Genomic DNA, 19,743 nt, shown 5'->3' with positions numbered 1-19,743 from the left:
CGCCAACATGAGCAAGCGCAAGGTTATCCCGCTGCTGATCTACATCCTGTTCCTGCTGGTGCCGATCTACTGGTTGCTGAACATGTCCTTCAAGAGCAACACCGAAATCCTCGGCGGGCTGACGCTGTTTCCCCAGGACTTCACCCTGGCCAACTACAAGGTGATCTTCACCGACCCGAGTTGGTACACCGGTTACCTCAACTCGCTGTACTACGTGAGCCTGAATACGGTGATCTCCCTGAGCGTGGCGTTGCCAGCGGCTTATGCGTTTTCACGCTACCGCTTCCTGGGTGACAAGCACCTGTTCTTTTGGCTGCTGACCAACCGCATGGCGCCGCCGGCAGTGTTCTTGCTGCCTTTTTTCCAGCTGTATTCGTCCATCGGTCTGTTTGATACCCACATCGCCGTGGCACTGGCTCATTGCCTGTTTAACGTGCCGTTGGCGGTGTGGATTCTTGAGGGGTTCATGTCTGGCGTGCCTAAGGAAATCGACGAAACGGCCTACATTGACGGTTACTCCTTTCCCAAGTTCTTCGTGAAGATCTTTATTCCGTTGATCCGCTCCGGCATCGGCGTAACGGCGTTTTTCTGCTTTATGTTTTCCTGGGTCGAGCTACTGCTGGCGCGCACCCTGACCTCGGTCAACGCCAAACCGATTGCGGCGGTAATGACTCGCACGGTCTCGGCCTCGGGTATCGACTGGGGGGTGCTGGCAGCGGCGGGGGTGTTGACCATCCTGCCGGGCATGCTGGTGATCTGGTTTGTTCGCAACCACGTGGCCAAGGGCTTTGCCCTGGGCCGGGTCTAGAGGAGTCGATGATGGAATGGATGGCCTGGACCACCCCAACCGCACTGTTCTTTGGCGGCATCGCCTTGATTCTGGCGGGCATGACCACGTGGGAACTGCGCTCGCCGAGCATTCCTCGGCGAGGTTTGCTGCCGATCAGCACCACCCGTGGTGATCGTTTGTTTATCGGTCTTCTCGGCAGCGCCTACCTGCATTTGCTGGTTATCGGCGTTACCGACTGGAGCATCTGGGTAGCGTCCGCGCTGTCCCTGGTATGGCTGTTGAGTGTGATGCGTTGGGGCTAGTGCCCTTATGAATAAACCACCAGGAGGTCTCTATGTTGAATAAGAACAATAAGCTGCGACATAGCATTTCATTGGCCGCCGTATTGGCCCTCAGCGGTTTGAGCGCCACGGCCTGGGCCGATGCGTATGAAGATGCGGCGAAAAAATGGATCGGCAGCGAATTCAAGCCATCCACCCTCACCCCTGCCCAGCAGCTCGAAGAGTTGAAATGGTTTATCAAAGCCGCCGAACCCTTCCGTGGGATGAAGATCAACGTGGTGTCGGAAACCCTCACCACCCACGAGTACGAGTCCAAGGTGCTGGCCAAGGCCTTCACGGAAATCACCGGCATCAAGCTGACCCACGACCTGCTGCAGGAAGGCGACGTGGTGGAGAAGCTGCAAACCCAGATGCAGTCCGACAAGAATATTTATGACGGCTGGGTCAACGATTCCGACTTGATCGGTACGCACTTTCGCTACGGCAAGACCGAATCCATCACCGACCTGATGGCCAACGAAGGCAAGGCCTACACCTCGCCAACCCTGGATATCAAAGACTTTATCGGCATCTCCTTCACCACCGCGCCGGACGGCAAGATCTACCAATTGCCCGACCAGCAGTTCGCCAACCTCTACTGGTTCCGCGCCGACTGGTTCGAACGAGCGGACCTCAAAGCCAAGTTCAAGGAAAAGTACGGCTATGAACTGGGCGTACCGGTGAACTGGTCGGCTTATGAAGACATCGCCAAGTTCTTCAGCGAGGACGTCAAGGAGATCGACGGTAAGCGCATCTACGGGCACATGGACTACGGCAAGAAAGACCCGTCCCTAGGCTGGCGCTTCACCGATGCGTGGTTCTCCATGGCCGGTGGCGGCGACAAAGGCTTGCCCAACGGCCTGCCCGTGGACGAGTGGGGCATTCGCGTCGAGGACTGCCACCCGGTAGGTTCCAGCGTCACCCGTGGCGGCGACACCAACGGCCCGGCCGCGGTATTCGCCACACAGAAATACGTGGACTGGATGAAAGCCTACGCGCCACCGGAAGCGGCGGGCATGACCTTCTCCGAATCCGGCCCGGTGCCGTCCCAAGGCAATATCGCCCAGCAGATCTTCTGGTACACCGCGTTTACCGCCGACATGGTCAAGCCGGGCCTGCCGGTGGTGAATGCCGACGGCACACCGAAATGGCGCATGGCGCCGTCGCCGACCGGACCGTACTGGGAAGAGGGTATGAAAAAGGGTTATCAGGACGTAGGCTCCTGGACCTTCCTCAAGTCGACGCCTGAGAAACAGAAACTCGCGGCCTGGCTCTACGCGCAGTTCGTGACCTCGAAAACCGTCTCGCTGAAAAAAACCATCGTCGGCCTGACGCCGATTCGTGAGTCCGACATCAACTCCCAGGCCATGACCGACATGGCGCCGAAACTGGGTGGCCTGGTGGAGTTCTACCGCAGCCCGGCCCGCACCGAATGGTCGCCAACCGGCACCAACGTGCCGGACTACCCACGCCTGGCGCAATTGTGGTGGAGCAACATCGCCGCCGCCGCCAGCGGCGAGAAAACCCCGCAGCAAGCGCTGGACAACCTGGCCAAAGAGCAAGACGCCATCATGGCGCGCCTGGAACGTTCCAAGGTGCAACCGGTGTGCGGCCCGAAAATGAATCCCGAGCGTGACGCGCAATACTGGTTTGACCAGCCGGGTGCGCCGAAGCCGAAACTGGCGAATGAGAAGCCAAAAGGCGAGACCGTGGCTTACGGCGACCTGCTCAAGCAGTGGGAGGCGGCGCGTAAGTAATCACATCAATGGGAGCAAAACGGCACCTCGGTGCCGTTTTTTGCATTCGTCGACCGGGCTGCATTTCATCTGGAGTTCCAAGACAGTGCAGCAAGTTGCGACTAAACTGCTGCGTATTCATACAGGAGGTCATCTGATGGGTGTTCCGTTATCCCCTATTGTTTCCGAGTTTGAAACCGAAGAGCAGGCGAGCAGCCATGATCTCTGGTTTCGGGCAAAAGTCGAAAAAAGCTTGGCCAATCCTGGCCCTGGCGTCCCCCATGACGAAGTGATGGCGCGGGTTGAGGCCATCATCCAGCAAGCCGAACGCAAGCAAAGGGCCAAGGCTTGATGCTGACGGTTGTCTGGCTTGATGAAGCCATCGCCGACCTGATCGATATCGTGACCTTCATCGCTGCCGAGAATCCGAGTGCGGCGCGACGTATCAAAGATCGCCTTGAAAGCGCACCTTTACCGCTGACCGAACATCCTTATCTCTATCCCAATGGACGTGTACCTGGCACTCGTGAAGTGGTGGTTCACCCCAATTATGTGCTGGTTTACCGAGTGGCAGCTGAGCGAATTGAGATAGTCAACGTTCTGCATGCTCGCCAGGAATATCCCTGAGTTCGGTCGCACCAACCCTCCTGCATTATCGACCTTTGTTCGCAGCCAGAATCCGCGCCGTATCCCGCGCCGGCGGCAAACCAAACACCCGCGCGTAATCGCGGCTGAACTGGGTCGCGCTTTCATACCCCACCTCAAACGCCGCACTGGTCACGTTGCTCGCGCTGGCCACCATCAACGTACGCGCCTGCAACAGCCGCACGCGTTTCTGATACTGCAACGGGCTTAGGTTCGTCACCGCCTTGAAGTGCCGGTGGAACGCCGAAACGCTCATCGCCGCCTTCTCGGCCAGTGCGTCCACGCGGATCGGTTCGGCATAGTCGCGACGAATCCATTGGATCGCCCGGCTGACCCGCGCCATGGCGGTATCCGGCGCGGCAATCTCGCGCAGCATCCAGCCGTGGGGGCCTTGCAGCACGTGGTAGAGGATCTCCCGCTCATACGCAGGCGCCAGCGCGGCAATCGCCACCGGGTCGCCCATCAGGCGCAGCATGCGCACCCAGGCGTCCATCAGCGCGGGCGTGACGGCCGCCACCGAAAACCCGGCTTCCTGTTCACAACGGCCGCTGGGTGGCGGCAGGTCGTTGAGCAGGGTGGTGAGCACGGTCGGGTCCAGGGTCAGGCTGACTGCCAGGTAGGGTTCACCCGTACTCGCCGGGTTCACTACGCCCACGGCGGGCAACTCGATGGACATCACAAAATACGTCGCAGGGTCGTAATGCAACGTGCGGTCGCCCACGGTCATGCACTTACTGCCCTGCAGGATCAGGTTGATCATCGGGTCATACACGGCCGCGAGCATGTGCTCGGGAATCGCCCCCTGAACCATCGCCACCCGCGGGATGCCGGTCTCCGTGCGGCGGTTTTCGGCGTTTGCGGCCAAGGTGCGCAGTTCGATCAATTGAGTATTCATGCTGCCCATGCTGTTCCTTCCTACGACGCTTGCGCAAGCAAAAAGCAGAAACAGGCAGGATTGGAGTAGAAACGGCTGAGTTGTGGGGTAAGGCGATGGCTACTGTGGTCACTCAACTTTCCAACAGTGGAGCAGGCCATGAGCGTCATCGTGATTACCGGAGGCAGCCGCGGGATCGGTGCCAGTACCGCCGAGCTGTGTGCTCGCCAGGGGCATGGCGTGATCCTCACCTACAACCGCAACCCCGACGCGGCGCAGGCAGTGGTGCAGCGTATCGAGGCCGCTGGCGGTAAAGCGGTGGCGCTGCAACTGGATGTGGCCAATGTCAGCACCTTTGCAGCGTTCCGTGACGCTGTGCTGCAAGCCCTGCACACCACCTGGGGTGTGAGCACCCTGAGCGGCCTGGTCAACAACGCAGGCTACGGTCTGTTCAACCCCCTGGAGTCGGTGACCGAGGCGCAGTTCGACGGCCTGTTCAACGTGCATCTAAAAGGCCCGTTTTTCCTTACCCAAACCCTGCTGCCGCTGCTGGAGGAACACGCCAGCATCGTCAACCTCACCAGTGCCACCACTCGCGTTGCCACGGCAGGCGTTGCGCCTTACGCCGCATTCAAAGGTGGCCTCGACGTACTCACCCGCTACATGGCCAAGGAGTTCGGCGAACGGCGTATCCGCGCCAACGCCGTGTCTCCCGGTGCTATTCGCACCGAGCTGGGCGGCGGCTTGAACGATGAGTTCGAAGCCCTGCTGGCCGGGCAAACCGCTCTAGGGCGTGTCGGCGAGCCGGAAGATGTCGCGCGGGTAATCGCCATGCTGCTGTCGGAAGACGGCCGCTGGATCAATGCCCAGACCCTCGAAGTCGCCGGCGGCTACATCATCTGAATCAGGAGGCCACACCATGCTTGATCATCTGTTTATTTCAGTCAGTGATATCCAGCGCTCCATCCGCTTCTACGAAGCCGCTCTCAACCCACTGGGCATCACCGCCCGGCTCGACTACGACGGCAAGGACGGCCCACCCGGCCACCCGGACCTGAAGGGCTTCGGTGCCAATGGCCGCATGTTTTTCTGGTTGCGCGAAGGCGTAGTGGAAGGGCGAGCGGTGCATGTGGGCTTTGTCGCCAATAACCGCGCCGAGGTGGAAAAGGCCTACGCCGCGGCCCTGGCCAACGGCGCCACCGACAACGGCGCACCCGGCGCACGCTTGCACTACGACCCCAACTACTACGCCGCCAACGTGCTCGACCCGGACGGCTACAGCCTCGAATTCGTCTACAAGAACTGGCAGCACACCCTATGAAAACCCTGATGATCTACGGCGCTACCGGCTACACCGGGCGCATGGCGGCTGAGCGTGCGAAAGCGCTTGGCTTGAACCTGGTGATCGCCGGCCGCAATGCCGGACGCTTGGCGTCACTTGCTGCCGAGCTGGACACGCCTTACCGCGTGTTTACGGCAGATGCCAGCCAGTTGGAAGGTATCGACGTTTTGCTCAACTTCGCCGGTCCTTTTGCCCAAACCGCCGATGCCTTGATGCGTGCCTGCATCGCCAATGGCACCGACTACCTGGACATCACCGCCGAAATCAACGTGTACCGCCTGGCCGAACAACTCGGCGCCGAGGCGGACGTGATGTTGCTGCCTGGCGTGGGCTGGGACGTGGTGCCCACCGATTGCCTGGCCATGCATGTCGCCAGCCGCGTGCAACAACCGCAGTCATTGCGCATCGCGTTGCAGGTGCCGGGTGCGATGTCCCGTGGCTCGGCGATGAGTGTCGGCGAGATCATCGGCGCAGGCGTCATGGCGCGTATCGACGGCCAACTGGTTGCGACCCCGGATGCGCAACCGCAGCACCTGGACTTCGGCGACGGCCCGGCACTGTGCGCACCGCTGTCCTTCGGTGATTTGGTCACCGCGTGGCATTCCAGCGCCATCCCGAATATCCAGATGTTCGTGCACATCACCGGCCAAGCCTTCCCCGAAGGTGACCTGTCGCTGCTGCCCGACGGCCCCACCCAGGCCCAGCGTGACGCCCATCGCGCCCGCGCCGTGGCCGAAGTCACAGGCCTGGATGGTACGGTTGCGCGCTCGGTAATCGAGACCGTCAACGGCTACAGCTACACCCCGCTGGCCGCCGTGGAAGCCGCCCGCCGCGTGCTGGGCGGTGAACGCCGGGCGGGTTTCCAAACCCCGGCAAAACTGTTTGGCGTGGGCTTTGCCCAGACCATTGGCGGCACGCAGATTACCGACTATTAAACCCAGGAATTGCACCATGACTGATCTGAAAACAGCCGCCGAACAATTCGCGGTCATCGACAGCCTGCATCGTTTTGCTGCGGGTATCGACCTGAAAGACTCGGCGTTGCTCGCGTCGGCATTTACCCTCGACGCCGTCTCGGACTTTCGCCCGGCCGCCGCCAAGGCCGGCTTTGAATACCCGGTGCTGGAAGGGCGCGACACCATCGTTGGCGCATTGTCCGGCGCCCTCAGCCAGCTTGACACCACGCACTCGGTGAGCAATGTGCGGGTGACCCTGGACGGCAACAGTGCGCGCCTGGACGCCTTGGTCGAAGCCCAACACGTGCCGCAAAGCGATCCGTCGCGGCATTACCTGATGAAGAACCGGTATGACGTGGAGTTGGTGCGGGAGGCGGGCGTATGGCTGATCCAGCGCGTGACGGTGGATAACGTGTGGCGCTCGGGTGACCCGGCGGTGCTGGCCGGAATCTAGGTCGTTGGTGTTGTTGTGGTGAGCGGGCTTGTCATGGTGAGCAGGCTTGTTGTGGTGAGCGGGCTTGCCCCGCGCTGGGTGGCGAAGCCGCCCCAAAACCTGACATCTCGTTCTAGCTGGAGAAATGCGGTGCCTGGTTTTAGGGCTGCTTCGCACCCCAGCGCGGGGCAAGCCCGCTCACCACAACAAGCCGGCTCACCACAACAAGCCCAGTTCAGGCGGGGCTTTTGAACCTGGCCGCATCCTTCACCGGCGGCAACCCAAACAACCGTGCATATTCGCGGCTGAACTGCGAGGCGCTTTCATAGCCCACGGTGAAGGCGATGGACGCCGCATCCAGGGTGTCGAACAGCAACAACCACCGCGCCCGTAACAGGCGCAGGCGTTTCTGGTACTGGATGGGCGTCATGGCGGTGATGGCTTTGAAATGCCGGTAGAACGCCGCCACGCTCATGTCGGTCATGGCCGCCAGCGGCTCCACGCGAAAGGGCTCTGTGTAGTGCTGGCGAATCCATTCGGTGGCGCGGCGGATCTGCGCCAGGCGCCCGTCGGGGCGTGCCATGTCTACCAGCGTGTCACGCAAAGGCCCTTGTAGCGCCCGAAACACAATCTCGCGCTCAAGCATCGGTGCCAACACGGCCGCTTCGTTGGGGCGATCCATCAGTCGCAGCATGCGCAGCCAGGCATTAATCATTTCCTCGGGCGCGAGCACGGCCCCGAACCGCTGGGCGCGTGGGCGTTCAACCGGTGGGATTTCATCCGCCAATACGCCGGCGATTACAGCGGGGTCGAGGGTCAGGCTGAGGGCCAGGTAGGGCCGCTCGGGCGCGTACGGGTGAACCTGCCCGGTCGCCGGCACCTCCACGGGCACGACGAAATAGCTCGCGGGGCCGTAGGTGTAAACCTGATCACCAATGGACAGGGTTTTCGAACCTTGCAGCACCAGATGCAGCATCGGTTGATACACCTGATCGGCGCAGGCTTCGGCACACACCATCGCCACGCGGGGCAGGCCAGTGTCGGTCCACTTGTTGTCTGCGCGCTGCACGAGGCGGCGCAGTTCATCCAGGTCATTGTTCATGGGGCGACCATGCGCCACGCCGAGGGGCAACGCAAGGCAACTGAGAAGAATAGGCAAGCATGGGAGAGGAACCGGCAACCGCCATGCCCTCGACGGGCTGAATACTGGCGGCACGCAGTCTCACTCAACCTCAGGAAAACAGACCCATGAAGCTCGACGGAAAAATTGCACTCGTCACCGGCGCCTCCAAAGGTATCGGCGCAGGTATTGCCAAAGGCTTGGCGGCAGCCGGCGCGACCGTGGTGGTCAATTACGCCTCCAGCAAGACCGACGCGGACGCCGTGGTCGCCCATATCCAGGCGCAGGGTGGCAACGCCATCAGCGTGCAAGCGGACATGAGCGTGGGCGCCGATGTAGCGCGCTTGTTCGACACGGTGCGCCAGACTTACGGCACCCTGGATATCCTGGTCAACAACGCCGGTGTCGCGGTGTTCCAGATGCTTGAAGACCTGACCGAAGAAGCCTTCCACAAACAGTTCAACCTCAATGTGCTGGGTTATCTGCTGGCGGCGCGAGAGGCGATGAAGTTGCTGGGGCAGGGCGGCAGCATCATCAATATCAGCTCGATCCTCAGCACCGACCCTTACCTGGCCTCCAGCGTGTACTCGGCCACCAAGGGCGCGGTGGATACGCTCACCTTCGCCCTGGCGCGGGAGCTGGGGCCGAAGGGGATTCGGGTCAATTCGATCCTGCCGGGCCACACCAATACCCCGGCCACCGCTGGCAATTTTGCCGGTGAGTTTGGCCAGTCACTGATCGCCGGTACACCGTTGGGACGTTTTGGCGAGCCTGAAGATATCGCGCCGTTGGCGGTGTTCCTCGCGTCCGAAGAGGCCCATTGGGTCACTGGGGAATCCATTCGGGCTTCGGGTGGTGTACGCGGCGTCGGCTACTGAGGCTTGATCACTGCCGCACATGAGGGTGTGCGGCAAACACCTCCGCCAGCCAATCCACAAACACCCGCACCCGCGCACTCAGGTGGCGGTTGGGCATGTACACCACCGACAGCGGGTTGGGCGCCGCCGACCATTGTGTCAGCACCGGCACCAAGGCGCCCGCATCGATGTGAGGTTGCACCATGAAGCGCAACGTGTGGATCACGCCCAATCCGGCAAGGCCTGCCGCCAGGTAGGCATTGCTGTCATTCACCGCCACGATATGGCGGCCTTCTACCGAAACCCGTTGATCGCCCTGTAACAACTCCAGCGTGTTCTGCTTACCGGTACCAGGGAAAAAATAGCGCACCAGCGTGTGTCCTTGTTCGAGCTCAGAAGGGTGATCGGGCGTACCGTGGGCCGCCAGATAAGCGGGTGTAGCGCAGGTGACAAACTCCAGGCTGCCCAGGCCGCGTGCAATCAATGTCGAATCCGGCAAATGCCCGCCACGGATCACGCAATCGATGCTTTCACTGGCCAGGTCGGCGGTGCGGTCGCTGGCGCCGATATCGATCTGGATATCCGGGTAGCGTTGATGAAAATCGTGCAAGGCGGGGATCACCAGCAAGGTGGCGATGGTGGTGCCCATGTCTACCCGCACTCGGCCGCTGGGGCTGCTGCGGGACACCGCCATGTCCGACTCGGCTTCCAGCCACTGGTCCAGCACCCGGCTCATGCGCGTGTGGTAGGCGCTGCCTTCTGGTGTCAGCGTCACCGTGCGCGTGGTGCGGTTCAGCAGCTTCACCCGCAGATGGGATTCCAACGCCTGCACCAGCTTGGTCACCGCGTTGGGGTGGACCTTTAATTGCGTGGCCGCCTTCACGAAACTGCCGGTCTCGACGATGCGCAAAAACGCCTGTACGGCCTGAAAGTAGTCCATGGTGCCTCGCCGATTATCACTGTTTGAGTGATACGGCATACATGATTGTGCCGTTTATCACCAAAGCCCAAGAGATTACCTTGATTTACGCCTCGCAACCCGCGAATCGACAGTCTTTCAAGGAACCACCATGATCCCGTCTCTCAAAGGTAAAGTTGCACTGGTCACCGGTGCCTCTCGCGGCATCGGTGCCGCCATTGCACAGCGCTTGGCTGCCGAAGGTGCCGATGTTGCGTTCAGTTATTCGAAGTCTGCCGAGCGTGCCCAGTCGGTGTTGCGCAGCATCAAGGCGCACGGGGTGAGCGGGCTGGCCGTGGCGGCGGATCAGGCCGATGGTGCTGCCGTGGCGGCGTTGGTCAAGGCGGTGCATGAGCACTTCGGGCGCCTGGATATTCTGGTCAACAGCGCAGGCGTGTTCACGATGAGCGTGGTGGGTGATCCCGACGCCGATCTGGCCGCCCTTGATCGCCAACAGGCAATCAACCTCAATGGCGTAGTGGCAGCGGTGCGTGCGGCCGTGCCGCTGATGACCGATGGCGGTCGCATCGTGTCGATCGGCACCATGTTCGCCAGCCGTGCGCCGTTTCCCGGTATCGGTGATTACGCGGCGAGCAAGGCCGCCGTGGCAGCTTACAGCCGCGCCTGGGCACGGGACCTGGGGCCGCGTGGGATCACGGTCAATACCGTGCAGCCAGGGCCGATCAATACCGAGATGAACCCAGAGAACGGCGATATGGCGCCTCTGGTCAAGCAGATGACGGCGCTGGGGCGTTACGGCCAGCCGGAAGAAATTGCCGGGGTAGTGGCGTTTCTGGTGGGGGAAGATGCGGCCTACATCACTGGCGCCACATTAAACGTCGATGGCGGGCAGAACAGCTGACGCCTGATCGCTGAGGTCCAATGTGGGAGGGGGCTTGCCCCCGATAGCGGTGGGTCAGCCAGCACATGCACCAACAGACCTACCGCCATCGGGGGCAAGCCCCCTCCCACATTTAGACCTGTATTCGCCTGCTAGTCCTGCGGTTGAAGGTGAAGCTCACCTTCCACATCCTTGACCAACCCACTGGCCAAGAACAACGGCGCCAAACGCTTGTGCAATTGCGGCTCGACAAACTCCTTCACTGTATCCAGTGCCAGCACACCGCTGAGCGGCAACTCCGCCTTGGTGTACGACAACCACGCCTTCTTCAACACCTGCAACACATCGCTGCCTGCCGTGGTGGCGAAGCGGCGGTGGGTGGGTTTGCCGTCAAAGGTGAAGCTGTGCTGGAACGCGTAGCCCGTTTCATCGCCACCGCTGGCGGTGCAACGGATGCAAGTGCACGGGCCGTCGCCGAAGGCGCTGCGCAGGTAGGCGTTGAAGTCCACCACGGGCTTGAGTGACAGGCGCTTATCGACCTCGAACAGGTCTCCAGTCATTTTTTCGTCAGTGTTCAACGTCCATTTCCTCGCAGGTTCGGCAGGTGTTCAAAGCGCGGCACAATACCAGCCGAGCGCGGGTTTGTGGGCTATTTGCATAACAATAGATCCCGATATTCTTTTCCCGTCTTAAAAATCGTGGCTACCCTCGCTCACCTTCTCAAAAGTGCGGCAGAACCCCATGACCTTCAAGCGCTCTTCCCTGACCCTGCTGGCCGCCTCATTGGCTGCCGCAACCGCCTTGCTCAGCCCCGGTGCCCAGGCCGAAGGCAAGATCAGCATCGCCCAGCAGTTTGGTATCGGCTACCTGATCCTCGACGTGGTACGTGACCAGAACCTGATCGAAAAGCACGGCAAGGAACAGGGCCTGGATATCAAAGTGGAGTGGAACAGTATTTCCGGCGCCACCGCAATGAACGAGTCGCTGCTGGCCGGGGCGCTGGACGTGGTGTCGGCCGGTGTGCCACCAATGCTCACCCTGTGGGATCGCACCAAGGGCAAGCAGAACGTCAAGGCCATCGCCTCCTTGGGCTCGATGCCCAACTACCTGCTGACCAACAACCCCAACGTGAAGACCCTCAAGGACTTCACCGAAAAAGACCGCATCGCCGTACCCGCCGCTGGCGTGGGCTTCCAGTCACGTACCTTGCAGATCGAGACCGCCAAGCAGTTCGGCGATGCCAACTACAAGAAGTTCGACGACATCTCCATCAGCCTGGCCCACCCCGACGCCACGGCCGCACTGATTGCCGGTGGTTCGGAGATCAACGCGCACTTCTCCAGCCCGCCGTTCCAATACCAGGAACTGTTGAACCCCAATGTGCACAAGGTGCTCAGTTCCTACGACATCCTCGGTGGGCAGGCGACGTTCAACGTGCTGTACACCACACAGAAATTCCATGACGAAAACCCCAAGACCTACAAGGCGTTCTATGAAGCGTTGGCCGAAGCCGAGAAGATCATCAAAACGGACAAACCGGCAGCGGCCAAGGCCTACATTCGCGTAGAGCAGTCCAAGCTGCCGCTGGACCTGGTGGAGAAGATCGTCCAGGACCCGGAGATCGATTTCACTGTGGTGCCGCAGCGCACCTTTATCTATGCCGAGAAATTGCAGGAGCTGGGCGTGCTGAAAAACAAAGCGGCGAGCTGGAAGGACTACTTCTTCGAAGAGGCTCATGGCGGTAACGGCAGCTGACTGGCCGAAAATTGGTCAATGTGGGAGGGGGCTTGCCCCCGATGAGCATAGATATCTACACAACTACTGGACCTGACAAAACCCGAAGCTCTGGCTCTGGCTCTGGCTCTGGCTCTGGCTCTGGCTCTGGCTCTGGCTCTGGCTCTGGCTCTGGCTCTGGCTCTTGATTTGGCTTTTGATCTTGATCTTAGGCGCCCCGTTAAACCACGCTGGCCGAACGCAGGCTTGAATCCGTGGGCAACCCGGCAGGACGCCGGGTTAGCCGCACTGGGCCATGGATGGCCCATTGCGGCGGCCCACGGATTCAAGCCGGAGAGAGGGCATGCCGAGCCTAGGCGAGGCACCGAGTGGTGGGGCAAGAGCCCTTTTGGTTACTTTTGGGGCTCTTTTCCAAAAGTGACCCGCCGTAAGGGCGGAACCCATATCAGCCATCACCCATATAACGGATATACACTCCGACCAAAACCCCTCCAGCTCCCAACACATTGCCATCGCGAGCAAGCCCGCTCCCACACTTGAACCGATTTACACCCGGTAAAAATCGCCCGACTGCCAGGCCGTCACGGGAGCAAGCTCCCTCGCCACAGGTCCAGCAGCAATGCTCAAAGTTGTGTAGATAACTATGCCCCGATGAGGGAGTGTCAGTTGACACATTCATGACTGACACACCGCTATCGGGGGCAAGCCCCCTCCCACATTTGATCTCCACAGCTATTGGGATCTGCACAAGGCTAGGCGGCAATCAAGCTCCGCTTGATCCAGTCATACAAATCATTCCCCTCGCTGGACAACTCACTGTTGGCCCGCCGGCACAGGTAGTACTGGCGACCATCATTGACCTGCAGATCAAACAACTTCACCAACTCACCACTGGCCACCAGCGGTGCCACCAACGGTTCACGTAGCAGCGCACAGCCCAGGCCGGTGAGGGTGGCGGTCAGCGCCAGCTGGCCATCTTCCAGCAGCAGTCCGTTCAGCGCTGTGGCATCCACCTCAGCGGCTTCGAACCATTGGCCCCAGGTACCGCGTTCCTCATCGTGCAGCAGCGGCAATTCACTCAGCGCCTGGGGCGTGTCGATTGGCCCGTGTTGCGCCAGGAACGCGCGGCTGCAATAGGGCGTCACCGCGCCCGAGATCAGCGGCTCACTGTGATACCCCGGCCAATGCCCGGTGCCAAAACGGATCGACAGGTCGGCCGCATCACTGGGGTAACTGCGGTGGTTGGCGTAGGTCACGTTGATATCCAGCGCCGGATGGTCCGTTAAAAAGCTCGCCAAGCGCGGGATAAACAGGTTGATGCCAAACAGCGGGATCAGGCTGATGGTCACCTGGCGCGTGGCGCTCTTTTCGCGCACGTGTTCGGTAGCACTGCGCAGCACGGCAAACGCTGAGCGAATGGCGCGGTAGTACTCGCGGCCTTCGTCGGTGAGTACCAGGTTGCGGCCCTGGCGCAAGGTCAGCGGCTGCTGCAAAAAATCTTCCAGCAAATGCAGTTGGTGGCTGATGGCCGAAGCGGAAACCTCCAGCTCGCGGGCGGCGGCATTCACTCCGCCATGGCGTGCAAAGGCTTCGAAGGTGCGCACGGCACGCAGGGGAGGGTCATTGGCTAATTGTTCTGATTTATTCATGTGTTGAATTAAATACCAACTCTCACTCCGAATAAAGAGCCATATATGCCGTATTTATGGCGTAAAAAGCCTGTTTTAGCTTTGATATAACCATATGACTTTCTGATATTTGATAAAAACAGAATAGATGCTTAGTGTGCCGCCCTTGTACGCACTGAGGTCGAAGGTTTTGATGGATGGGTTTATCCAACAACTGCTCAACGGTTTGATGACGGGCAGTCTCTACGCGCTGGTAGCCCTGGGTTACACCATGGTCTATGGCATTTTGCGCATCATCAACTTCGCCCATGGCGATGTGTTGATGATCGGCGCGCTGGTGGGCTTGTCGATGATTCGCCTATTGCAGGCGACCTTTCCAGGCATGCCGCCGGTGCTGGTGTTGCTGGGTGCCACCGTAGTCGCCATGGCGTTTTGCGCAGTGCTGGCGGTGGTGATCGAACGCGTCGCCTATCGCCGCCTGCGCCATGCCCCGCGCCTGGCGCCATTGATCAGCGGGATCGGCGTGTCGCTGCTGCTGCAAACCCTCGCCATGCTGGTGTGGACCCGCAACCCGCAGATGTTCCCGCAACTGTTGCCCCTGGAACCGATCGAAGTGCTGGCCGGTGCCTCCGCGCATCCGGCGATTACCAACGTGACCGCCCTCACCACCATCGCCATCGCACTCTCGGTGATGGCCGCGCTGCTGGTGTTGGTGGAGCGCACGCGTTTCGGCCGGGCCATGCGCGCCGTGGCAGAAAACCCCCAGGTCGCCAGCCTGATGGGCATCAGCCCGAACCGCATCATCGTCATCACCTTTGCCATCGGCGGCGCGTTGGCGGCACTCGCCGGGGTCATGATGGCCAGCAACTACGGCAGTGCGCATTTCTACATGGGCTTTTTACCGGGGATCAAGGCGTTCACCGCCGCGGTATTGGGCGGCATCGGCAACCTCAAGGGCGCCATGCTCGGCGGCTTGCTGTTGGGCTTGATCGAAGCGCTGGGCACCGGTTACCTGGGCGCGGCCACCAACGGCGTGTTCGGCAGTAATTACCAGGATGTGTTCGCCTTTATCGTGTTGATTGCGGTGCTGGTGTTTCGGCCTTCCGGGTTGTTGGGCGAACGGTTGGCGACCCGCGCATGATCAAGTCCCTGACCCCCAATAAACGTGCGAGCCTCGGTTTGCTGCTGTTCGCCGTGGCCCTGGTGCTGGCGCCGTGGATCGTCGGCCATGCGGGCGGCAACACCTGGGTGCGCACCCTGGACTTTGCCCTGCTGTACATCATGCTCGCCCTGGGTTTGAACATCGTGGTCGGTTACGCCGGGCTGTTGGACATGGGCTTTATCGCCTTCTACGCGGTGGGTGCGTATCTGGCAGCGTTGCTCTCGTCGCCCCATCTGTTGCAACAGTTTCCTGCATTGATGGCGCTGCTGCCGACGGGCATGCACACCTCGATCTGGCTGATCCTGCCGCTGGGCGCCGTGCTCGCCGCCGGTTGCGGCGTGGTGCTGGGCGCGCCGACTTTGCGTTTGCGTGGCGACTACCTGGCCATCGTCACCCTGGGCTTTGGCGAGATCATTCGCATCCTGCTGCGCAATCTGGACCGCCCGGTGAACATCACCAATGGCCCCAAGGGTATTTCCCAGGTTGATCCGGTCAGCCTGTTCGGCGTCAATCTCGGTCGTACCCAAGAACTGTTCGGCCTGCGCCTGCCCTCGGTGTACCTCTACTACTACCTGTTTGCCGCACTGGTGGTGCTGATCCTGTTCGCCTGCATTCGCTTCGAGCGTTCGCGCATCGGCCGCGCCTGGGTGGCGATCCGTGAAGACGAAGATGCGGCGCAGGCCATGGGCATCAACACCGTGCGCCTCAAGCTGCTGGCGTTTGCCATTGGCGCGGCGTTCGGCGGGGTGAGCGGGGCGTTGTTCGCCTCGTTCCAGGGCTTTGTCTCGCCGGAGTCCTTCACCCTCAACGAGTCCATCGCGGTGTTGGCGATGGTGGTGTTGGGCGGCATGGGCCATATCCCCGGGGTGATCCTCGGCTGCATCTTGCTGGCGGCCTTACCCGAAGCCTTGCGCGCGAGCATGGGCCCGCTGCAACAGGCGCTGTTTGGCCAGGTGCTGGTGGACCCGGAAATCATCCGCCAGTTGTTCTACGGCCTGGCGTTGATCCTGGCGATGCTCTATCGACCCGCCGGTTTGTGGCCCAAAGGAGTGGCACGATGAACGCACCGTTGTTGCAGATCGACAAGGCCAACAAACACTTCGGTGGCGTCGCCGCGCTGACCGATGTGAGCCTGAGCATCCAGCCTGGCGAAATCTACGGCTTGATCGGCCCCAACGGCGCGGGCAAGACCACCTTCTTTAATGTGATGACCGGGCTCTACACTCCGGACTCCGGGCGTTTCCAGCTCGACGGGCGTGACTACCAACCCACCAGCGTGCACCAAGTGGCCGAGGCGGGCATCGCCCGTACCTTCCAGAACATCCGCCTGTTCAATGCCATGAGCGCCCTGGAAAACGTCATGGTCGGGCGCCACGTGCGCACCCGCAACGGCCTGTGGGCCGCCTTGAGCCAGCACCGTCGTGCGCGGGAAGAAGAAGCGCAAACCCGCGCCCACGCCCATCGTCTGCTGGCCTATGTTGGCCTGGCCGGCTACGCCAACTACCGCGCCGACAGCCTCAGCTACGGCCACCAGCGCCGTCTGGAAATCGCCCGCGCCCTGGCCACCGAACCACGCCTGCTGGCCCTGGATGAACCGGCGGCCGGCATGAACGCCAGTGAGAAAGTGCAACTGCGCGGCCTGCTGGAAAAAATCCGCGACGACGGCCACACGCTCTTGCTGATCGAACACGACGTAAAGCTGGTGATGGGCGTGTGCGACCGCATCAGCGTGCTCGATTACGGGCAAGTCATAGCCGTTGGGCCGCCTGGCGAAGTACGTCAGCACCCGGCGGTGATCCAGGCCTATCTGGGAGCCAGTGCCCATGTCTGAAGCCTTATTGAAAGTCTCGGGTTTGCAGGTGTGCTACGGCGCCATCGAAGCCGTCAAATCCCTGGACCTGCATATTGACGAAGGCGAGCGCGTCACGCTGATCGGTGCCAACGGCGCCGGCAAGTCCTCCAGCCTCAAGGCGCTGACCGGTTTGCTGCCGGCGGCCAAGGGCGAGATCCGGTTTGCCGGGCAGTCGATTCTCGGCCAGGCGCCGGAGAAACTGCTGCGTCAGGGTATCGCCATGGTCCCCGAAGGCCGCGGGATTTTTGCGCGCATGAGCGTGTTGGAAAACCTCCAGGCAGGTGCATTTTTGCGTCGCGACAATGAGCAAGTGCAGCGCGAAATGCGCCAGTTGTTCGAACACTTTCCACGCCTGGAAGAACGCTTGCAGCAATCCGCCGGCCTGCTTTCGGGCGGCGAACAACAGATGCTCGCCCTGGCCCGCGCACTGCTCTCGCGCCCGCGCTTGTTGATCCTGGATGAGCCGTCCATGGGCCTGGCGCCGATCATGGTGGAGAAGATCTTCCAGGTGATCGACGACGTATGCCGCCAGGGCATGACCCTGTTGCTGGTGGAACAGAATGCACGGCTGGCCCTGCAAGTCACCGACCGCGCCTATGTGATGGACACCGGGCGCATCAGCCTGACCGGCCCTTCCAAGGATTTGCTTGAGCACCCCGAAGTACGCAGTGCGTACCTCGGCGAATAAACCACCCCATGACGCTACCGGACGCCCGGCGTGTTCCGACCCGCCCGAAAAGAAGCAGGAACCACACATGAATACGTTGAAGAAAACCGCACTGATTGGCCTGGCCCTGAGCAGCCTGGCCAGCGCCGTCGCCCAAGCTGACCAGACCGTGCTGATCGGCCTGGCTGGCCCGCTGACCGGCCCGTCCGCCCGTATCGGCAAAGACCTGGAAAACGGCGCCCAACTCGCCATCGACCAAGCCAACGCCAAGCACCCGAAGATCAACGGTGAGGCCGTGACCTTCAAGCTGGTCTCCGAGGATGACCAGTCCGACCCGCGCACCGCCGTCACCGTGGCCCAGCGCCTGGTGGATGAAGGCGTGGCGGGCGTGGTCGGCCACTGGAACACCGGCACCAGCATCCCGGCCGCGCGGGTTTACCACGATGCCGGTATTGCTCAAGTGGCGCCGGTTGCGACCGGTCACGCTTACACCCAGCAGGGCTTTGACACCAGCTTTCGCATCATGGGCCATGACGACGACGGCGGTCAGGTGGCTGGCGACTATGCGTTGAACACGTTGAAAGCCAAGCGCATCGCTGTGATCGATGACCGCACCGCCTTCGGCCAGGGCCTGGCGGACCAGTTCGTCAAGGCCATCGAAGCCGGCGGCGGCAAAGTGGTCGGGCGTGAATACGTGGACGACAAGACCATCGACTTCAGTGCCGTGCTCACCAACATCCGCAGCCAGAACCCGGACCTGATCTTCTTTGGCGGCGTCGATTCCCAAGCTGCACCGCTGGCCCGTCGCATCAAGCAGTTGGGCATCAAGGCGCCGTTGATGGGCGCGGGTGGGTTCGTCAGCCAGACCTTCCTGGAATTGGCGCAGAACGAAGGCGAGGGCGTGATTGCCCTGGAGCCGGGTTTGGCGATTGCGCAGATGCCCGGCGGCAAGGCCTTCGAGCAGGCTTACAAAGAGCGCTACAAGGCCAATATCGAACTGCATGCGCCGTTCGCCTATGACGGCGTTGGCGTGCTGGTGGCGGCCATCGAAAAGGCCGACTCGGTTGATCCGCAAAAATACCTGCCGGTACTGCGCGCCATCAGCTACCCAGGCGTGACCGGCACCATTGCGTTTGATGCCGAAGGCAATTTGAAGAAACCGTCGTTCACCGTGTACCAGGTCAAGGCCAACCAATGGCAGCCGGTCAGCGTGGCGGGCGGTAAATAAACCCCCACCCCATGTAGGAGCGAGCTTGCTCGCGAAGGTATTTCAGGCGCATCACGCTGTCGGATGTACCTTTTTCGCGAGCAAGCTCGCTCCTACAAAAGGGCTAATGGAGAGCAATCATGAGCAAACTGGAAGGTGAACTGGGCATCCTCGCCCGGCGGCGCATCGAGGCCGAGATCATCAAGCCGATCTACGAGATTTTGAAGCGCGAGCAGGGCCAGGACTTTGCCGCTGCCGTGATCGGCGAAGCGGTGGGCAATGCTGCGATTCAGGCGGGCAAGCATTTTGCTGCGCTGGAAGAAAACGCCGACCTCAAGAGCTTCGTCGAACTGCAAGTGCTGTGGGAGAAGGACGACGCGCTGAAAGTCGAGATCATCGCCAGCGATGCCGAGCACTACGACTACGACGTCAAGCGCTGCCGCTACGCCGAGATGTACAACGAGATGGGCCTGGGCGAGATCGGCCATTTGCTGTCATGTAACCGTGATGAGTTGTTTATCGTCGGCTACAACCCGGATATCGAATTGACCCGCACCCAGACCATCATGGGTGGCGATCACCGCTGTGATTTCCGTTATCGGGCAAAGCCCCATGAATAAA

At 61.1% G+C, this 19,743-nt stretch carries 23 protein-coding genes; 18 read left to right on the top strand and 5 right to left on the bottom strand.

Features of this window, described 5'->3' with window-relative positions; translation table 11 throughout:
• Nucleotides 1-7 precede the first annotated feature (7 nt).
• The 5 genes from ACLD1Y_RS27625 (at nt 8) to ACLD1Y_RS27605 (ending at nt 3,473) form a co-directional block, all read left to right on the top strand.
• Nucleotides 8-808 carry a carbohydrate ABC transporter permease gene (locus ACLD1Y_RS27625; protein ID WP_429480870.1) on the top strand — a complete coding sequence of 267 codons (801 nt, stop codon included), beginning with the start codon at nt 8-10 and terminating at the stop codon, nt 806-808.
• 11 nt (nt 809-819) lie between these two features.
• A complete protein-coding gene (locus tag ACLD1Y_RS27620) occupies nt 820-1,092 on the top strand; it encodes a DUF2160 domain-containing protein (protein WP_014718862.1) in 273 nt (90 codons plus the stop codon).
• A gap of 32 nt (nt 1,093-1,124) precedes the next feature.
• Nucleotides 1,125-2,867 (top strand): ABC transporter substrate-binding protein, encoded by a 1,743-nt coding sequence (locus tag ACLD1Y_RS27615; RefSeq protein ID WP_429480869.1) that lies wholly within the window; start codon nt 1,125-1,127, stop codon nt 2,865-2,867.
• A gap of 136 nt (nt 2,868-3,003) precedes the next feature.
• Nucleotides 3,004-3,198, top strand: coding sequence for a type II toxin-antitoxin system RelB family antitoxin (gene relB, locus ACLD1Y_RS27610; RefSeq protein WP_429480868.1), 195 nt, complete (start codon nt 3,004-3,006; stop codon nt 3,196-3,198).
• The gene (locus ACLD1Y_RS27605; protein ID WP_429480867.1) at nt 3,198-3,473 is read left to right on the top strand and encodes a type II toxin-antitoxin system RelE/ParE family toxin; all 276 of its coding nucleotides are present in this window, start codon (nt 3,198-3,200) and stop codon (nt 3,471-3,473) included. Before relB ends, ACLD1Y_RS27605 begins: the two co-directional genes overlap by 1 nt.
• Before the next feature lie 25 nt (nt 3,474-3,498).
• Here ACLD1Y_RS27605 and ACLD1Y_RS27600 read toward each other — a convergent pair whose 3' ends face one another.
• Nucleotides 3,499-4,386: an AraC family transcriptional regulator N-terminal domain-containing protein gene (locus ACLD1Y_RS27600; RefSeq protein WP_429480866.1), complete on the bottom strand. Its 888-nt coding sequence runs from the start codon at nt 4,384-4,386 to the stop codon at nt 3,499-3,501.
• A 138-nt stretch (nt 4,387-4,524) separates the two neighbouring features.
• Between ACLD1Y_RS27600 and ACLD1Y_RS27595 the strand changes: the two genes are divergently transcribed.
• From ACLD1Y_RS27595 to ACLD1Y_RS27580, 4 genes are read left to right on the top strand one after another with little or no spacing between them, the layout of a single operon-like run.
• Nucleotides 4,525-5,268 (top strand): SDR family NAD(P)-dependent oxidoreductase, encoded by a 744-nt coding sequence (locus tag ACLD1Y_RS27595; protein WP_429480865.1) that lies wholly within the window; start codon nt 4,525-4,527, stop codon nt 5,266-5,268.
• 16 nt (nt 5,269-5,284) lie between these two features.
• Nucleotides 5,285-5,686 (top strand): VOC family protein, encoded by a 402-nt coding sequence (locus tag ACLD1Y_RS27590; protein ID WP_429480864.1) that lies wholly within the window; start codon nt 5,285-5,287, stop codon nt 5,684-5,686.
• Nucleotides 5,683-6,642 carry a saccharopine dehydrogenase family protein gene (locus ACLD1Y_RS27585; protein ID WP_429480863.1) on the top strand — a complete coding sequence of 320 codons (960 nt, stop codon included), beginning with the start codon at nt 5,683-5,685 and terminating at the stop codon, nt 6,640-6,642. The genes ACLD1Y_RS27590 and ACLD1Y_RS27585 overlap by 4 nt, the downstream gene beginning before the upstream one ends.
• Nucleotides 6,643-6,658: 16 nt before the next feature.
• On the top strand, nt 6,659-7,117 hold the full coding sequence (locus ACLD1Y_RS27580; RefSeq protein ID WP_429480862.1) for a nuclear transport factor 2 family protein: 459 nt from the start codon (nt 6,659-6,661) through the stop codon (nt 7,115-7,117).
• A 214-nt stretch (nt 7,118-7,331) separates the two neighbouring features.
• Here ACLD1Y_RS27580 and ACLD1Y_RS27575 read toward each other — a convergent pair whose 3' ends face one another.
• On the bottom strand, nt 7,332-8,198 hold the full coding sequence (locus ACLD1Y_RS27575; protein WP_429480861.1) for an AraC family transcriptional regulator N-terminal domain-containing protein: 867 nt from the start codon (nt 8,196-8,198) through the stop codon (nt 7,332-7,334).
• 146 nt (nt 8,199-8,344) lie between these two features.
• Here ACLD1Y_RS27575 and ACLD1Y_RS27570 point away from each other — a divergent pair, with 146 nt between their 5' ends.
• Nucleotides 8,345-9,094, top strand: a complete 750-nt coding sequence (locus tag ACLD1Y_RS27570; RefSeq protein ID WP_429480860.1) for a glucose 1-dehydrogenase — start codon at nt 8,345-8,347, stop codon at nt 9,092-9,094.
• Nucleotides 9,095-9,101: 7 nt separating this feature from the next.
• Here the strand turns inward: ACLD1Y_RS27570 and ACLD1Y_RS27565 are convergent, their stop codons facing one another.
• On the bottom strand, nt 9,102-10,013 hold the full coding sequence (locus tag ACLD1Y_RS27565; protein ID WP_429480859.1) for a LysR substrate-binding domain-containing protein: 912 nt from the start codon (nt 10,011-10,013) through the stop codon (nt 9,102-9,104).
• 130 nt (nt 10,014-10,143) lie between these two features.
• Between ACLD1Y_RS27565 and ACLD1Y_RS27560 the strand changes: the two genes are divergently transcribed.
• Nucleotides 10,144-10,893: an SDR family oxidoreductase gene (locus ACLD1Y_RS27560; RefSeq protein ID WP_429480858.1), complete on the top strand. Its 750-nt coding sequence runs from the start codon at nt 10,144-10,146 to the stop codon at nt 10,891-10,893.
• A 131-nt stretch (nt 10,894-11,024) separates the two neighbouring features.
• On the opposite strand, the gene ACLD1Y_RS27555 is transcribed toward ACLD1Y_RS27560, so the two are convergent.
• Nucleotides 11,025-11,450 (bottom strand): hypothetical protein, encoded by a 426-nt coding sequence (locus ACLD1Y_RS27555; RefSeq protein WP_429480857.1) that lies wholly within the window; start codon nt 11,448-11,450, stop codon nt 11,025-11,027.
• A gap of 163 nt (nt 11,451-11,613) precedes the next feature.
• Here ACLD1Y_RS27555 and ACLD1Y_RS27550 point away from each other — a divergent pair, with 163 nt between their 5' ends.
• Complete coding sequence (locus tag ACLD1Y_RS27550; RefSeq protein ID WP_429480856.1) at nt 11,614-12,627, top strand: ABC transporter substrate-binding protein; 1,014 nt, start codon at nt 11,614-11,616, stop codon at nt 12,625-12,627.
• A 731-nt stretch (nt 12,628-13,358) separates the two neighbouring features.
• On the opposite strand, the gene ACLD1Y_RS27545 is transcribed toward ACLD1Y_RS27550, so the two are convergent.
• Nucleotides 13,359-14,255, bottom strand: coding sequence for a LysR substrate-binding domain-containing protein (locus ACLD1Y_RS27545; RefSeq protein WP_429480855.1), 897 nt, complete (start codon nt 14,253-14,255; stop codon nt 13,359-13,361).
• Between the two features lie 172 nt (nt 14,256-14,427).
• Here ACLD1Y_RS27545 and ACLD1Y_RS27540 point away from each other — a divergent pair, with 172 nt between their 5' ends.
• The 6 genes from ACLD1Y_RS27540 to ACLD1Y_RS27515 all read left to right on the top strand — a co-directional run bounded on the left by ACLD1Y_RS27540 (nt 14,428) and on the right by ACLD1Y_RS27515 (nt 19,742).
• Nucleotides 14,428-15,375: a branched-chain amino acid ABC transporter permease gene (locus tag ACLD1Y_RS27540; RefSeq protein ID WP_429480854.1), complete on the top strand. Its 948-nt coding sequence runs from the start codon at nt 14,428-14,430 to the stop codon at nt 15,373-15,375.
• The gene (locus ACLD1Y_RS27535; RefSeq protein WP_429480853.1) at nt 15,372-16,457 is read left to right on the top strand and encodes an ABC transporter permease subunit; all 1,086 of its coding nucleotides are present in this window, start codon (nt 15,372-15,374) and stop codon (nt 16,455-16,457) included. The genes ACLD1Y_RS27540 and ACLD1Y_RS27535 overlap by 4 nt, the downstream gene beginning before the upstream one ends.
• Nucleotides 16,454-17,227 carry an ABC transporter ATP-binding protein gene (locus ACLD1Y_RS27530; RefSeq protein ID WP_429480852.1) on the top strand — a complete coding sequence of 258 codons (774 nt, stop codon included), beginning with the start codon at nt 16,454-16,456 and terminating at the stop codon, nt 17,225-17,227. Before ACLD1Y_RS27535 ends, ACLD1Y_RS27530 begins: the two co-directional genes overlap by 4 nt.
• On the top strand, nt 17,220-17,936 hold the full coding sequence (locus ACLD1Y_RS27525) for an ABC transporter ATP-binding protein (RefSeq protein ID WP_429480851.1): 717 nt from the start codon (nt 17,220-17,222) through the stop codon (nt 17,934-17,936). Before ACLD1Y_RS27530 ends, ACLD1Y_RS27525 begins: the two co-directional genes overlap by 8 nt.
• A 67-nt stretch (nt 17,937-18,003) precedes the next feature.
• Nucleotides 18,004-19,143 carry a branched-chain amino acid ABC transporter substrate-binding protein gene (locus ACLD1Y_RS27520; protein WP_429480850.1) on the top strand — a complete coding sequence of 380 codons (1,140 nt, stop codon included), beginning with the start codon at nt 18,004-18,006 and terminating at the stop codon, nt 19,141-19,143.
• A gap of 119 nt (nt 19,144-19,262) precedes the next feature.
• Complete coding sequence (locus tag ACLD1Y_RS27515; protein WP_429480849.1) at nt 19,263-19,742, top strand: L-2-amino-thiazoline-4-carboxylic acid hydrolase; 480 nt, start codon at nt 19,263-19,265, stop codon at nt 19,740-19,742.
• The last annotated feature ends 1 nt before the right edge of the window (nt 19,743 follow it).

The organism is Pseudomonas sp. 18175 (assembly GCF_050432925.1).
Classification (GTDB): Bacteria; Pseudomonadota; Gammaproteobacteria; order Pseudomonadales; family Pseudomonadaceae; genus Aquipseudomonas.
Note: the sequence above shows the minus strand (reverse complement) of the source record. Positions and strands in the feature narration are given on the sequence as shown.

Excerpts from the sequence above, each read along its gene's own strand:
- ACLD1Y_RS27625 (WP_429480870.1), top strand. The coding sequence starts at position 8 with ATGAGCAAGCGCAAGGTTATCCCGCTGCTGATCTACATCCTGTTCCTG.
- ACLD1Y_RS27565 (WP_429480859.1), bottom strand. The coding sequence starts at position 10,013 with ATGGACTACTTTCAGGCCGTACAGGCGTTTTTGCGCATCGTCGAGACC.
- ACLD1Y_RS27515 (WP_429480849.1), top strand. The coding sequence starts at position 19,263 with ATGAGCAAACTGGAAGGTGAACTGGGCATCCTCGCCCGGCGGCGCATC.
- ACLD1Y_RS27530 (WP_429480852.1), top strand. The coding sequence starts at position 16,454 with ATGAACGCACCGTTGTTGCAGATCGACAAGGCCAACAAACACTTCGGT.
- ACLD1Y_RS27540 (WP_429480854.1), top strand. The coding sequence starts at position 14,428 with ATGGATGGGTTTATCCAACAACTGCTCAACGGTTTGATGACGGGCAGT.
- ACLD1Y_RS27585 (WP_429480863.1), top strand. The coding sequence starts at position 5,683 with ATGAAAACCCTGATGATCTACGGCGCTACCGGCTACACCGGGCGCATG.
- ACLD1Y_RS27525 (WP_429480851.1), top strand. The coding sequence starts at position 17,220 with ATGTCTGAAGCCTTATTGAAAGTCTCGGGTTTGCAGGTGTGCTACGGC.
- ACLD1Y_RS27600 (WP_429480866.1), bottom strand. The coding sequence starts at position 4,386 with ATGAATACTCAATTGATCGAACTGCGCACCTTGGCCGCAAACGCCGAA.
- ACLD1Y_RS27575 (WP_429480861.1), bottom strand. The coding sequence starts at position 8,198 with ATGAACAATGACCTGGATGAACTGCGCCGCCTCGTGCAGCGCGCAGAC.
- ACLD1Y_RS27520 (WP_429480850.1), top strand. The coding sequence starts at position 18,004 with ATGAATACGTTGAAGAAAACCGCACTGATTGGCCTGGCCCTGAGCAGC.
- ACLD1Y_RS27615 (WP_429480869.1), top strand. The coding sequence starts at position 1,125 with ATGTTGAATAAGAACAATAAGCTGCGACATAGCATTTCATTGGCCGCC.
- relB (WP_429480868.1), top strand. The coding sequence starts at position 3,004 with ATGGGTGTTCCGTTATCCCCTATTGTTTCCGAGTTTGAAACCGAAGAG.
- ACLD1Y_RS27535 (WP_429480853.1), top strand. The coding sequence starts at position 15,372 with ATGATCAAGTCCCTGACCCCCAATAAACGTGCGAGCCTCGGTTTGCTG.
- ACLD1Y_RS27550 (WP_429480856.1), top strand. The coding sequence starts at position 11,614 with ATGACCTTCAAGCGCTCTTCCCTGACCCTGCTGGCCGCCTCATTGGCT.
- ACLD1Y_RS27620 (WP_014718862.1), top strand. The coding sequence starts at position 820 with ATGGAATGGATGGCCTGGACCACCCCAACCGCACTGTTCTTTGGCGGC.
- ACLD1Y_RS27545 (WP_429480855.1), bottom strand. The coding sequence starts at position 14,255 with ATGAATAAATCAGAACAATTAGCCAATGACCCTCCCCTGCGTGCCGTG.
- ACLD1Y_RS27595 (WP_429480865.1), top strand. The coding sequence starts at position 4,525 with ATGAGCGTCATCGTGATTACCGGAGGCAGCCGCGGGATCGGTGCCAGT.
- ACLD1Y_RS27560 (WP_429480858.1), top strand. The coding sequence starts at position 10,144 with ATGATCCCGTCTCTCAAAGGTAAAGTTGCACTGGTCACCGGTGCCTCT.
- ACLD1Y_RS27605 (WP_429480867.1), top strand. The coding sequence starts at position 3,198 with ATGCTGACGGTTGTCTGGCTTGATGAAGCCATCGCCGACCTGATCGAT.
- ACLD1Y_RS27570 (WP_429480860.1), top strand. The coding sequence starts at position 8,345 with ATGAAGCTCGACGGAAAAATTGCACTCGTCACCGGCGCCTCCAAAGGT.
- ACLD1Y_RS27590 (WP_429480864.1), top strand. The coding sequence starts at position 5,285 with ATGCTTGATCATCTGTTTATTTCAGTCAGTGATATCCAGCGCTCCATC.
- ACLD1Y_RS27580 (WP_429480862.1), top strand. The coding sequence starts at position 6,659 with ATGACTGATCTGAAAACAGCCGCCGAACAATTCGCGGTCATCGACAGC.